Genomic DNA, 14,502 nt, shown 5'->3' on the forward strand with positions numbered 1-14,502 from the left:
CCGAATGTGCATAGGGCAGTGCTGAACAGCATTGGCCCAAAAATCCCTACAAGCCTAGCATTCGCAGCGTTCCGGCACAGACCGGGTCCTTATCGAGATGATTTCTATCATGTCCTCCGCTGCATCTTTCCGCACAGAAACCGACCTGCTTGGCGCCCTCGAAGTACCGGCCCATGCGTATTACGGCATCCAGACCCTGCGAGCGGTGAACAACTTCCGCCTCTCGGGCGTTCCGATTTCGCATTACCCGAAACTGGTTGTGGGCCTGGCGATGGTCAAACAGGCCGCCGCTGACGCCAACCGCGAGCTGGGTCACCTGAGCGAAGCCAAGCACGCTGCCATCAGCGAAGCCTGTGCGCGATTGATCCGCGGCGATTACCACGAAGAGTTCGTGGTCGACATGATTCAAGGTGGCGCCGGCACCTCCACCAACATGAACGCCAACGAAGTGATCGCCAACATTGCTCTGGAAGCGATGGGCCACGAGAAAGGCGAGTACCAGTACCTGCACCCGAACGACGACGTGAACATGGCGCAGTCGACCAACGACGCCTACCCGACGGCGATCCGCCTGGGTCTGCTGCTGGGTCACGACGCGCTGCTGGCCAGTCTCGACAGCCTGATTCAGGCCTTCGCGGCCAAGGGCAAAGAGTTCGACCACGTCCTGAAAATGGGCCGTACCCAGCTGCAAGACGCCGTGCCGATGACCCTCGGCCAGGAATTCCGTGCCTTCGCCACCACCATGGGCGAAGACCTCGCGCGTCTGAAGACGCTGGCCCCGGAGCTGCTGACCGAAGTCAACCTGGGCGGCACCGCGATCGGCACCGGCATCAACGCCGACCCGCGTTATCAGGCACTGGCTGTTCAACGTCTGGCTTTGATCAGCGGGCAACCGCTGGTACCGGCCGCCGACCTGATCGAAGCGACCTCCGACATGGGCGCGTTCGTGCTGTTCTCCGGCATGCTCAAGCGCACCGCGGTCAAGCTGTCGAAGATCTGCAACGACCTGCGCCTGCTGTCCAGCGGCCCACGCACCGGCATCAATGAAATCAACCTGCCAGCGCGTCAGCCAGGCAGCTCGATCATGCCCGGCAAGGTCAACCCGGTGATCCCGGAAGCCGTGAACCAGGTCGCGTTCCAGGTCATCGGTAACGATCTGGCGCTGACCATGGCAGCCGAGGGCGGCCAGCTGCAACTGAACGTGATGGAGCCGCTGATCGCTTTCAAGATCCTCGACTCGATCCGCCTGCTGCAACGTGCCATGGACATGCTGCGCGAGCACTGCATCGTCGGCATCACCGCCAACGAAGCGCGCTGCCGTGAACTGGTCGAGCACTCGATCGGTCTGGTCACCGCACTGAACCCGTACATCGGCTACAAAAACGCCACCCGCATCGCCCGTATCGCCCTTGAAAGCGGCCGGGGCGTGCTGGAACTGGTGCGCGAAGAAGGTCTGCTCGACGAAGCCATGCTCGCCGACATCCTGCGCCCGGAAAACATGATTGCCCCGCGTCTGGTTCCGCTCAAAGCCTGAGCCGACGCGAACTTGTAGCACCGCTCACCAGGTCGAGGGACTAGACACCTCTCACCTTTTGAGGGCTTGGGGATTTTGTCCCCGAGCCCTTTTTTTTAACTTCTTTGCGGGCAGGACGTTAGATGCTTTGTGTATTCGATACCGCCAAGATCGCAGCCTTCGGCAGCTCCTACAGGATTGACGTGCACCTGTAGGAGCTGCCGAAGGCTGCGATCTTTTGATTTGCAGCAACCTCGTTTCGTCGCTTGCACCACTACCGTGCAGACGGGCGCGCCACTGATCGGTATAGTGCCGCCCCTCTTCGCGTGAGCGGTCGTCGGTAACGAGGCCATAACCCATGCGAAACCCGAACTAATAACAAAACCCGCGATATGGATCCGGGACGAAACCTTCGCCTCACCCGTCGTGCCGCGCGCAGGCCGGTGTAACACGATGTTTCTCCGATCCAGCATTTGCACCCACAAAAAACAGCGAGGATAAATCCATGCTCGAAGTCATCAACGACTTCCTCTCAGGGAAAGTACTGATCGTGCTCATTGTCGGGCTCGGTAGTTACTTCACGATTCGCTCGCGTTTCGTTCAACTGCGTCATTTCTTCCACATGTTCGCGGTGTTCCGCGACAGCCTCAAAGGCAGCGCCGGGCAACTCAGCTCGTTCCAGGCCTTGATGCTCAGCCTCGCCGGCCGCGTCGGTGCAGGCAACATCGCCGGTGTCGGCATCGCCGTGACTCTCGGTGGTCCGGGTGCGGTGTTCTGGATGTGGGTGACCGCACTGGTCGGCATGTCCAGCAGCTTCTTCGAGTGCACCCTGGCCCAGGTCTACAAGCGCGCGGATGGCGACGGCCTGTACCGTGGCGGTCCGGCCTATTACATCCAGCACGGGCTCAAGCTCAAAGGCATGGCGATAGTCTTCTCCGTTCTGCTGCTGGTCACCTACGGCTTCGCCTTCATCGGCCTGCAGTCCTACACCGTGACCCACTCGCTGCAGAACGCCTTTGACTTCAACCCGCAACACACCGGTATCGTCCTGGCGGTGCTGCTGGCCATCACCTTTATCGGCGGGATCAAGCGCATCGCTTCGGTGTCCGACCTGCTGGTGCCGATCAAGACCTTGGCCTACATAGGCGTGACCCTGTACGTGATCGGCACCCAGATTGAACACGTGCCGGCCATGCTGGAAACCATCTTCAAGAGCGCCTTCGGCCTCGACCCGGCCTTTGCCGGCCTGCTCGGCAGCGCCATTGTCATGGGCGTGAAGCGTGGCGTGTTCGCCAACGAAGCGGGCCTGGGCAGTGCGCCGAACGTTGCCGCCGTGGCCGCCGTCAAGCACCCGGGCGCGCAGGGCGTGGTCCAGGCTTTCAGCGTGTTCCTCGACACCTTCGTGATCTGCACCTGCACCGCGCTGCTGATCCTGCTGTCGGGCTTCTACACCCCGGGTTTCGAAGGTGACGGGATCGTCCTGACCCAGAACTCGCTGGCGGCCGTGGTCGGTGACTGGGGCCGCATGTTCGTCAGCGTCGCGCTGTCGCTGTTCGTCTTCACCTGCATCCTCTACAACTACTATCTGGGCGAGAACAGCTTGCAGTTCCTCAGCCGTAACCGCGCCCTGCTGATGCTGTTCCGCGGCCTGGTGCTGGCGCTGGTGGTATGGGGTTCGATGCAGGACCTGACGACGGTGTTCGCCTTTGCCGACATCACCATGACCTGCCTGGCCTTCGTCAACCTGGTGGCCCTGGCCATGCTGTTCAAGGTCGGCCTGCGGGTGATGCGCGACTACGATGAGCAGCGTCGCGCCGGCGTTAAACAGCCAGTGTTTGATTCGAGCAAATTCGCCGATCTGGATCTGGATCGCAACGCCTGGCCGGTGAACCCGCCAGCAGCGGCGGGCCAGACTGAAACTGCGCCGCAAGGCGTACCTGCAGCGCAACGCTGACAGGTGAATGACGGGCGCATCCCCTGCGCCCGTCAGTTATTGTGATGCAATAACTTGTAGGAGTGAGCCTGCTCGCGATGGCGGACTTTCAGCCAACATCATTGTTGAATGACACACTGCTTTCGCGAGCAGGCTCGCTCCCACAGGGCCCTCATCGTTTCGGAGAATCCTATGAGCTCGTCGACCTATCCCGCCGCTCAACACGTCATGGTGCTCTACACCGGTGGCACCATCGGCATGCAGGCCAGCGCCAACGGTCTGGCCCCGGCGTCCGGTTTCGAAGCGCGGATGCGCGACTACCTGCACAGTCAGCCTGAGCTGGTAGTGCCGCAGTGGCAATTTCGGGAAATGTCGCCGCTGATCGACAGCGCCAACATGACCCCGGCCTACTGGCAGCAACTGCGCGAAGCGGTGGTCAATGCCGTGGACGTGCAAGGCTGCGACAGCGTGCTGATTCTGCACGGCACCGACACCCTGGCCTACAGCGCGGCGGCGATGGGTTTTCAGTTGCTCGGTCTGCATGCCCGCGTGTGTTTCACCGGTTCGATGCTGCCAGCGGGCGTGACCGACAGTGATGCCTGGGAAAACCTCGGCGGCGCGCTGGTCGCCCTCGGCCAGGGCCTGGCGCCAGGCGTGCACCTGTACTTCCACGGCGAACTGCTGGCACCGACCCGCTGCGCGAAAGTGCGCAGCTTCGGCCGCCATCCGTTCAAACGCCTGGAGCGTCAGGGCGGTGGTGTGAAGGCGCCTTCGATTCCAGGCGCGCTGAACTACAACCAGCCGAAGCAACTGGCGAAAGTCGCGGTGTTGCCGCTGTTTCCCGGCATCAGTGCCGAAGTCCTCGACGGCCTGCTCGACAGCGGCATTCAAGGTCTGGTGCTGGAATGCTACGGCAGCGGGACCGGGCCGAGCGATAACCCCGAGTTCCTCGCCAGCCTTGGCCGTGCACGGGATAACGGCGTGGTGGTGGTGGCAGTGACGCAATGCCATGAAGGCGGGGTAGAGCTGGATGTCTACGAGGCTGGCAGCCGCTTGCGTGGGGTGGGCGTGTTGTCCGGTGGCGGCATGACCCGCGAGGCGGCGTTCGGCAAGTTGCATGGCTTGCTGGGGGCCGGGCTGGAAACGGCTGAAGTGCGACGATTGATCGAACTGGATTTGTGTGGTGAGTTGATCTGAGCACGGCGCTGGATTGCCCCTCACCCTAACCCTCTCCCAGAGGGAGAGGGAACTGACCCTGTTGTCTTGCGCTATACACCGACCTGATAAACAGTGTCGATTATGGATTCGGCGGCGGTGTCTCACGTCGGTGTAGTTCTGCAATATCCCCCGTTCGGCCCCCTCTCCCTCTGGGAGAGGGCTGGGGTGAGGGCCTGCGGCATGCAACTTGCTGGGTCCCAGCCACCTCCAGGCTGGAAGATCCCATGCTCCACTCCCACCTCACCACCCTCAACGCGGTCTCGCTGATCCTCAACACGTTCAAGGCCGAAGGCCTGTCGAGCGAGGCGCTGCTGGCTGGCAGCGGTATTGTTGCGGCGGATCTGCAGCGGGCCGATACGCGCATCACCACCCATCAAGAGATGCAGGTCTGCACCAACGCGGTCGCGCTCAAGCGTGACATCGGTCTCGAATTGGGCCGGCGCATGCACGTGTCCTGTTACGGCATGCTCGGTTACGCCCTGCTGACCTGTGCCACCTTCGGTGACGCTTTGCGTCTGGCAATCCGTTATCCGGCGCTGTTGGGCACGTTGTTCGAACTGAGCCTGGAAGACGATGGCGAGCAGGTCTGGTTCGTCGCTGCTGATTACCGTGAAAGCGCGGCGATGGCGGTGTTCAACGCCGAATTCTGTCTGGTGTCACTGAAAGTCATCTGCGACGACTTGCTTGGCCATCCGCTGCCGCTGCGCGCCACGCGCTTCGAACATGCAGCGCCGGACTACCGCGACAGCTACGCCGAACCCTTTAACTCGCCACTGCACTTCTCGGCCAAAGACAACGCCTTCGCCTTCGACCGCCATTGGCTCGATCAGCCGCTGCCGCTGGCCGACGCGATCACTCATCAGGCCATGGCCGAACGTTGCCGCAAGCAGAATCTTGAGTTCACCGGACGTCAGGCCTGGCTGGGGCGGATTCGTCAGTTGCTCAGCGCACAATTGAATGCCGCGCCGGGGCTCGAGGGGCTCGCGCAGCAAATGAAGTGCTCACCGCGCACCCTGCGCCGGCATTTGAAAGACATGGGCAGCAGCTATCAGGAACTGCTCGATGAACTGCGCTTCGAACGGGCCAAGCAGATGCTGTGTGAGGACCAGTTACCAATCTATCGGATCGCCGAGACGCTGGGCTTCAGCGAGACCGCGAGTTTCCGTCATGCATTTGTGCGCTGGAGTGGCGTGGCGCCGAGTCAGTTCAGATCCTGAAGATCAAAAGATCGCAGCCTTCGGCAGCTCCTACAGGGATCGGTGAGCTGCCGAAGACTGCGATCTTTGGCTGTGAGGGGCGAATTGCGGTCAGAGGTTTTGGCCATATCGATCCCCTTTTGGCCGCTCCCGACATTCTCCGATTCAAACTGCGCCGCAACACTGAAAGCCACCGAATCAGCCTTGCGGAGAACAACAAATGCTGACGATCTACTCAGACGATCACCACTTGCACCATGGCCGCTGCGAACTCATCGATGGCCAGCTCAAGCCGTGCTTCGAAATGCCGTCGCGTGCCGACCACGTACTGCAACGCGTGCAGAAGCAAAACCTCGGGGCGGTCGAAGCGCCGAAGGATTTCGGCCTGGAGCCGATCGCGCGCATTCACAGCCGTGACTATCTGGAATTTTTCAAAGGTGCATGGCAACGCTGGACCGAGTTCAACACCGACGGCGACTTGCTGCCCTACACCTGGCCGGCGCGCACGCTGCGTGCGATCAAGCCGACCAGCCTGCATGGCCAGCTCGGTTATTACAGCTTCGACGGCGGCGCGCCGATTACCGCCGGCACTTGGCAAGCGGCCTACAGCGCGGCGCAAGTGGCGCTTACCGCGCAGGCTGAAATCCAGCGTGGCGCACGCGCGGCCTTCGCGCTGTGCCGTCCTCCGGGACATCACGCCGCCAGCGACTTGATGGGCGGTTATTGCTACCTCAACAACGCCGCCATCGCCGCTCAGGCCTTTCTCGATCAGGGCCACAAGAAAGTCGCGATCCTTGACGTCGACTACCACCACGGCAACGGCACTCAGTCGATTTTCTATGAACGCAGCGACGTCCTGTTCACTTCGATCCACGGTCACCCGGAAGCGGAGTTTCCGTTCTTCCTCGGCTATGACGACGAGCGTGGCGAAGGCGCCGGTGAAGGGTTCAATTTCAACTATCCGCTGCCGGCCGGTTCCGGCTGGGATGTCTGGAGTGCAGCGCTGGATCAGGCCTGCGACGAGATTGATCGCTACGGAGCGGACATCGTTGTCGTCTCCCTCGGCGTCGATACGTTCAAGGACGATCCGATCTCGCAGTTCAAACTCGACAGCCCGGATTACCTGGCCATGGGCAAGCGCATCGCCGCCCTCGGCAAGCCGACCCTGTTCGTCATGGAAGGTGGCTACGCGGTGGAAGAAATCGGCATCAACGCAGTGAACGTGCTGGAAGGTTTCGAACAATGAAAAAGCGACTGATCGCCTCGGCGCTGTGCGCAGCCATGCTGAGCGCTGGCGCCCACGCCGAAGAACGCACGCTGCGCGTTTATAACTGGTTCGACTACATCACGCCCAAGGCGCTGGACGACTTCAAGGCACAGAACAGCCAGACCAAACTGATCTACGACATCTTCGACACCAACGAAGCGCTCGAGGCCAAGCTGCTCACCGGCAACTCCGGCTATGACGTGGTAGTGCCGTCCAACGTGTTCCTCGCCAAGCAGATCGAGGCCGGAGTGTTCCAGCCGCTTGATCGCAGCAAGTTGCCGAACTGGAATCATCTCGATCCGAAGCTGATGAAGCTGATCGAAGCCAATGATCCTGGAAACAAATTTGCCGTGCCGTACATGTACGGCACCATTCTGATCGGCTTCAACCCCGCCAAGATCAAAGCAGCCCTGGGCGATAACGCGCCGGTAGACAGTTGGGACCTGATCTTCAAGGAAGAGAACATCAGCAAGCTCAAGCAGTGCGGCGTCGCCCTGCTCGACTCACCGTCGGAGATTCTGCCGCTGGCTCTGCAACACCTGGGCCTGGACCCCAACAGCAAGAAGCCGGCGGATTACGCCAAGGCCGAAGCGCTGCTGATGAAGATTCGTCCTTACGTGACCTACTTCCATTCGTCCAAGTACATGGCCGACATCGCCAACGGCGACATCTGCGTGGCCGTCGGTTATTCCGGCAGCTTCTCGCAAGCGGCCAACCGCGCCAAGGAAGCGAAAAACGGCGTGGTGGTGGAAATGCGCTTGCCCAAAGAAGGCGCGCCGATCTGGTTCGACATGCTCGCCATTCCCAAGGGCGCGAAGAACACCGAGGACGCCTACACCTTCATCAACTATCTGCTGCAACCGGCGGTGATTGCCCCGGTCAGCGATTTTGTCGGCTATCCGAACCCGAACAAGGACGCCACCGGCCTGGTCGATCCAGCCATTCGCAACAACCCGAACCTGTACCCGACCGACGCGGCAATGAGCACGCTCTACACCTTGCAGCCGCTGCCTCGGGATGCCGAACGCGCACGCACGCGAGCGTGGACGAAAATCAAGTCCGGGACCTGAAACCGGCTCGTTTGCTCAAGACCCGCCTCGGCGGGTCTTTTTTTTGCCTGGCAGCTTTATCTACCGCACGGGTCGCTGTTGCGCCTTTTAACTTGCCCTGCTCCGCCGCCCTTGCGGCGTCCCGACAGAGCAGGAAACCACCATGACCGCCATTCCCAAAGCCAGTGCCGTCGATATCGTGACTCAGCTGGTTACTGGCCCCTCACTGCAGGAAGTCGCTTCAAAAACGCTGCGCGATGCCCTCAAGACGCTGTATCCGAATCTCGACATAGACCCGCGTCTGGCGATGGTCGTGCAACCCACCTGGGCCATTGTGGATGGTCGAGTCGTACCCGACGGGTATCAGGCTGGATCGCTGACCAACGCCCTGGTGCGGCTCGGCCTGTCCGGCACCACGGTGACGTACCTTGATGGCGAGCATTATCTGACCCTGCAACCCGGCATGCCCGCACCCGCGCATCTGCCGGTAAAGATCGATGCCATCGGCCTGTTGCTCAACGAACTGGCGCCACTGCTGTTCATCGCCTACAAGGAGCAGCACGTCGAATACTGGGACGAGTTCACCTACCCCGGGCAACCGCGCTGGCAGCAGTTGTCCGAGGCACTGCGCAACCTGTGGAACGTCGATGCCAGCGTCGGCTGGGACGCTGACGAGATCGCCATGGCCCGGGCGATTTTCAAACAGCCCGACCCGCAACAACGCCTGGCCCCCGCCCCGTACTCGGCAAAGGCATATCTGATTGACCTCGATCGCGGTAGCTCCGACAAGTCATCGCACTTGACCCTGGTCGATGCCGCAGTAGTGATCGGCACAATCGCAGACCGCAAGTTGATTCTCACCCACGCGGTCACCCAGGGCTTTCAGCGTTTCGATTCACTGGAGGAGCTCGGCGAGGCTCTGCTGCGGATATATGGCGCAAGCGCCTCGGGCGAAGATCTCAAGTGGCGGCTGGTCGAACCCCAGGGCAATTTCTTCGACCAGCAGGCGTGCACGCTGATTTCCATGGAAGCGGATGCCTTGGGCGAAATCAGTTTTTTTCAGGATTCCCCTGGTAAACGCGTCTATCCGCATACCGGCACGGCCGGCAAACCGGCTCAACCGACACCGCGCCTCGAAGCGCACTTCGAGCGTTTGCAGCCGATGCTTCCGGACTGGCTGAACGACGCACTGCCCATGGATCAGACGCGTTACAGCCGGCACCTGCTGGATCTGACAACGCTGCAGCACGAGAACAACGGCAAATCCTTTCAAAGCGAAATCACCAGCCTGCAGGCGTTCACTCGTGCAGCGCTGATCAAACAGATTCTCAAGGAGCAGCCCGGCGCCAAAGACGTGAACATCGACAACATCGAAATCACCATCACCAGTCTCGTGGTCTGGGGCACGTTTGTATTGCCGGGAAATACTCAGGCTCAGACATGGACGCTGACCGAGCTTGCCCTGCAAAACCTCGCAGGCCTGCCGTTGGGCAACAAGACTGTGCGGTACAAGGATGGCAGCCCGGTACCCGAGTGGATGAGCGCGACTTTTCTGGAAAAACTGGTCAGCACGGTCGACATCGGCAAGACCTACCCGGCGCATCTCAAGGCCATGCTGCTAGACGACCCCGTGCAAGCGCCGCTGTTGCAAGGGCTCTACACCAGTCAGTTGCGCATTGAGCTGCCATTGCTGGCGTTGCAGCACAAGATCCGGGGTAGAGCCGGCCTCGATGAATCGGGTTATCGATACGTGGTCGCCGCATTCGCCACGACTGGCGCGGAACGCTACGTCGATGGCGAGGAAATCGTCATTCGCCCTTTGGCCTTCGTCGCTCATCGCAGCCGCTCCACCGCAGACACTGTCGACAACATGTATGTCATAGGCCCGCGCGATGCCGACAAAGGGCCGTGCGTGCTGTATCGACCGCTGTTTGACAAGACTCTGCTGCAATATCGGGGGCCCGCGAATCTGCTTTTTGCGATCCAGCATTCGCGACATTTGCGTGACTCGGTACTGGCCTGGTTGCCGGACGATGTGCGCTTCAATTACAGCCAGTTCGTCTTCACCGCCAGGCTGCCGTCGGTGTGGACGATCCCGCAACTGATGATCAATCCGACCACTGCGCTGGATATGTCAGGCGCGGTCGCGCTGGGCACTCAGGTGATCGCCAGCGATGTCCTCGCAACCCTGCACGAACGCAACGTCAAGGCGCTTGTCACTCAAGCCGACCGGCAGTCGGTCTCCGATGCCGAAGCACGCTGGGCCTCGCTGAAACAGGGCGGCTGGGTGATGCTCAATGCCGCGCTGCCGTTCCTGGGCCGCAGCGTAGGCACAGCGGCGTGGATCTGGCAGATCATGGATGATCTGCAGGAAATCACCGACGGCGCCAACGAGCAATCGGGGAAGATCGCCTGGACGGCCATCGCCGATATTCTCCTGGCGCTGGGCATGGTGCTCGCCCACCGTGCGGCGGTGGGCGATGCGCCATCGACACCCGTGGCCACGGAGCTCGAAGAGGATGCAGCGACGACCAGACCTGCCGCCAGAATCGTCAAAGCGCTGCGCCAGCCCGATATCACCGGCCCGCAATTAACCCAATTCCATGGCACATCAATCGACAGCATCACGGCGCTGAAGCGATCCCCGACGGCACTCGCCACGCTGTTGGACGGGTTCGAGGTCGGCAAGCCCGAAGCCCTTGGCGCAGCCACCCGGGAAGGCGCGTACCGAGACCTCTACGCCCACGCAGACAAATGGTACGCCCGGGTCGGTGAGCGCTGGTTCGAAGTCGCGCGCAACGTGCATGGCGATGTGCACATCGTCGATACGCGTCAGCCCACCCGACCAGCCGGGCCCAGGCTTGTCTATACCGCCAATGGCCAATGGGTGATAGATCTGCGTTTGCGCCTGCGCGGAGGCGGGCTGGAGGACGGGCGCAAGGTGGCGCAAGGCAAAAAAAACCAGGAGGTGGCCGTATTGTCCGAGCAGATCACCGCGTTCGATTTGACGATGGAGAGCAAAGGCAGCCTTCTCGATACCGAACGCAACAGCCTTCGCGATGCCCCTGCGCAGGCACGCGAACAAGCGCTTGCGCAGTACCTCGCCACGCTCGATTCACAGCACAACGAATATGCCGCGAACATTCAGCTGATCAAGACACTCAACTGCAAGCAATCGATTCCCAACTACCGCACGGTCATGCCGGAGCGGTTGGACATGCAGTTGTTTCTGGGGCAGGAGTGGCTCAGTAATAACGCTTCGGATTACCAGCAACGCGTACTGAGGGTGCAGGCGATACTGGACGACGAACTGCGCGGCGAATCGCAGGCGGTCACCTCTGCGTTCGAACAGTTGAACGATGCCACTCAAACCATTATCGAGAAAATGGAGTCGGCTGAAGCCTGCCTGGATGAACTGACCAGGCTGGGACCTGATGGCCTGGAGATAAAGCAGAAATACAACATCAGCCTGGCGCCCTACCCGCTGGATGATCTGAAGACTCTGCAGATCAGTCTCGGCCAGTACACCTGCATCAAACCCGGCGATTCCACCGCTCATGTCGAGGCACAACAAGCGCTGGCCAGTCTGTTCGAAGATGCTGCGCTGAACGTTCAGAGTTCGCGGGACCTGAGCGCCGATGAAAGCCTCAGTGATCTGCGCATACGCATCGACGCCCTGAGTCAGGTGAGCGAACAGTTCGCTTCCGTGGACAAGCGTTTCGATGACCTGGCGAGTGAATATTCCGAACACATACACACGGAGCGACTCAAGCAGTTGCAGGCGCGCGTGGTCGCATTCAAGGAAAGCGCCGACAATCGACTCGCCGATCTGTTGCGCTACCGGCATCTACTGGTGCCGCAAGCCGGTCCGTCGAGACCCGCAACGTCAGCTTCGAATCGGCAGATCATCAAGACACGCAACAAGGGCACCCTGGTCGGCCAGCGGAAAAAAAGCCTCGACGGCAAGAACACCGATCTGGTCGAAGTCGGTACGGCGCTGACGAGAGTGATCGCGACATTCAAGGAGGAATCGCCAGGTATCTGGGTCGAGCAGAGTGCACGGCCTGCACCGTTGCCTAAAGCCAGGCCCAACCTCAACAAGAGCATCAGCGAAGGGCAGGCATTGATCGACGGGCTGGCGGCGTTTCATCGGCGCATCGAGGCGCGTCTCAAACGCGGCTCGCGCATTCCAGTGGAGGTCGAAGAGGAATACCACAACCACGCCGCCCTGTTGCGCAAAGCCGGTGCGGCGATCGATGAAGCGCTGACGGCGAGTAACCTCACCGCTGCTCTGCATGAACCGTCCGAAGAGCTCAACCACAAGCTCGACGCTGCGGCTACGACACTGGAGCAAAAAGGCACCAGCACGCGAATCCGCCTGGTCAAGCAACAACTGCCAACAGCTGCCGGGGTCGAGTGGCTCAAGGACAAGGGCGAAGTGAGCATCTCGAAAACCCTGACCCGACGGCGTCTGAGGCGCCATCAGAACGATTTTCTCGACGAGTATCAGATTCGTGATGCGCATACCGACAAGGTCCTCTGCTATGCGCATTTCCATTACAGCAGCGTCGACGCGCCCGTTGGTGCATTTGTGCGTGGACATATGAAAACGCTCGCTCAGCACCGCATGGGGGGCGTCGCCGAAATAACGGGTGTGGATAATCAGAGGCTGATTGAAATCCATCGCAGCGAAATTTCCAGTCGCAGCGCCGAAACGCTGTTCTTCAATCTTGCCAAGCCTGCCGCAGACGCGACAGCGCCGCTTTGATCGCAGGCTCTGGTACGGCGGCAAAACCCAGCACCAGGCCGGCGCGCTGATCCATGGGCGTAGTCGAGTCGGGTAACCAGTAGCTGCTCAGGCCGTTGATTTCGACATCGACATCAGCGGCCTGAGCGATCAATTGCTGCTCGCGCTCGATGCTGTCCACGGCGACGGTCAGGTGCAGCCCGGCTGAAACGGCCGGCAACTGACCGACACCGGCGACCGTCGGCCAGCCTTCGAGCAGACAGTTGCGTCGGCTCAGCGCAGCCCGGCGCATGCGGCGGATATGCCGCTGGAAATGCCCGGCAGCCATGAATTCGGCCATCACCGCTTGGGTGCTGACCTCCGAGTGCCGCACATCGACGGCGCGGCGTTGCGCAAACGCGTCGACCAGCGCTGGCGGCAGCACCAGATAACCAAGGCGTAACGCCGGAAAAGCGACCTTGCCGAAGGTGCCGACGTAGAGCACACGCCCCTGACGATCAAGTGCGGCCAACGGCGCCAGGGGTGCGCCGGTGTAGCGGTACTCGCCGTCGTAATCGTCTTCGACGATCCAGCCGCCGACCCGCTCGGCCCAGGCGAGCAATTCCAGACGCCGGGCCAGACTCATCACCACTCCGGTCGGGTACTGATGAGACGGCGTGACATAAGCCACCCGACAATCGCTGAGCCGGGCCATGGCGCTGCAATCGATACCGTCGCTATCTACCGCCACCCCATGCAATTTCGCCCCTGCCACAGCGAAGGCATGCCCGGCGGCGCGATAGCCCGGATTCTCGATCGCCACACCGTCCCCCGGCTCGACCAGTAACTGTGCACAAAGGCTGATGCCCTGCTGTGCGCCACTGGTGATCACAATTTGCTCAGCCGTGCACTGCATGCCGCGCGAGCTGCGCAAATACGCAGCAATCATGCCGCGCAGCCGCGCGTCACCGGCCGGGTCGCCGTAACACAGCTGCTGTAGATCCGGTTTACGCCAGAAAGCCGCGTTCAGCTTGGCCCAGACCTCGAACGGGAACAGATCAAATGCAGGCACACCCACCCGAAAAGCGCGCGGCGGACCGCTCGGTGGTCGAGGTAAATGGTGCTTTTCAATGCGAGAAAAGCCACCACTGTGGATAACTTTGCTGGATGAATTCACAGGTAAATCCAGCCAATTTGTGGATAAGGCTGTGGGTAAGCCTGTTGACAAGCCTGTGGATGAATTTGTGGATAGTTTTTTCTTCGACGTGGCTGTCTGAGCCAATTGCGCCACGTAAGTACCGTCGCCGACGCGCCCTTCGATAAAGCCCTCGGCATACAACTGATCGTAGGCGCGCACCACGCTGTTACGGGAAATGCCCAGCGCCGAGGCCAGGTCACGGCTGGCCGGCAATCGCGTGCCACTGGCCAGACGTCCATCAAGCACCCGCAGGCGCAAAGACTGATAGAGCTGGCGACTCAGGCCTTGACGGCGATCAAGCTCGATACCGGCCGGGTTGAAGGGCATCGACAAGGGTGGCAGATCGGGCATGGCGAATGGACCTATGAAATGGCTCGGCAATGGCTCTTACAACGGACCAAT

Annotated in this window: 8 protein-coding genes; 7 read left to right on the top strand and 1 reads right to left on the bottom strand. The window is 60.9% G+C overall.

Annotated features, from left to right (window positions below; all coding sequences use genetic code 11):
- The first annotated feature begins 109 nt into the window (after window positions 1-109).
- From aspA to AB4O45_RS12860, 7 genes are all read left to right on the top strand, one after another.
- Entirely contained in the window at window positions 110-1,534 is a 1,425-nt protein-coding gene (gene aspA / locus AB4O45_RS12830) for an aspartate ammonia-lyase (protein WP_016772472.1), read from the top strand.
- 484 nt (window positions 1,535-2,018) lie between these two features.
- Complete coding sequence (locus AB4O45_RS12835) at window positions 2,019-3,467, top strand: alanine/glycine:cation symporter family protein (RefSeq protein ID WP_016772471.1); 1,449 nt, start codon at window positions 2,019-2,021, stop codon at window positions 3,465-3,467.
- Between the two features lie 171 nt (window positions 3,468-3,638).
- Window positions 3,639-4,643: an asparaginase gene (locus AB4O45_RS12840; RefSeq protein WP_460161459.1), complete on the top strand. Its 1,005-nt coding sequence runs from the start codon at window positions 3,639-3,641 to the stop codon at window positions 4,641-4,643.
- A gap of 245 nt (window positions 4,644-4,888) precedes the next feature.
- Window positions 4,889-5,881, top strand: coding sequence for an AraC family transcriptional regulator (locus tag AB4O45_RS12845; RefSeq protein ID WP_353187251.1), 993 nt, complete (start codon window positions 4,889-4,891; stop codon window positions 5,879-5,881).
- A 199-nt stretch (window positions 5,882-6,080) separates the two neighbouring features.
- The gene (locus tag AB4O45_RS12850; protein ID WP_150637187.1) at window positions 6,081-7,106 is read left to right on the top strand and encodes a histone deacetylase family protein; all 1,026 of its coding nucleotides are present in this window, start codon (window positions 6,081-6,083) and stop codon (window positions 7,104-7,106) included.
- On the top strand, window positions 7,103-8,197 hold the full coding sequence (locus AB4O45_RS12855) for a polyamine ABC transporter substrate-binding protein (protein ID WP_150637189.1): 1,095 nt from the start codon (window positions 7,103-7,105) through the stop codon (window positions 8,195-8,197). Before AB4O45_RS12850 ends, AB4O45_RS12855 begins: the two co-directional genes overlap by 4 nt.
- A gap of 142 nt (window positions 8,198-8,339) precedes the next feature.
- Complete coding sequence (locus AB4O45_RS12860) at window positions 8,340-12,944, top strand: dermonecrotic toxin domain-containing protein (RefSeq protein ID WP_460161460.1); 4,605 nt, start codon at window positions 8,340-8,342, stop codon at window positions 12,942-12,944.
- On the opposite strand, the gene pdxR is transcribed toward AB4O45_RS12860, so the two are convergent.
- Window positions 12,901-14,451 carry a MocR-like pyridoxine biosynthesis transcription factor PdxR gene (gene pdxR / locus AB4O45_RS12865; RefSeq protein ID WP_460161461.1) on the bottom strand — a complete coding sequence of 517 codons (1,551 nt, stop codon included), beginning with the start codon at window positions 14,449-14,451 and terminating at the stop codon, window positions 12,901-12,903. The genes AB4O45_RS12860 and pdxR overlap by 44 nt on opposite strands.
- Between the last annotated feature and the right edge of the window lie 51 nt (window positions 14,452-14,502).

This window comes from Pseudomonas sp. S2_B10 (assembly GCF_054668425.1).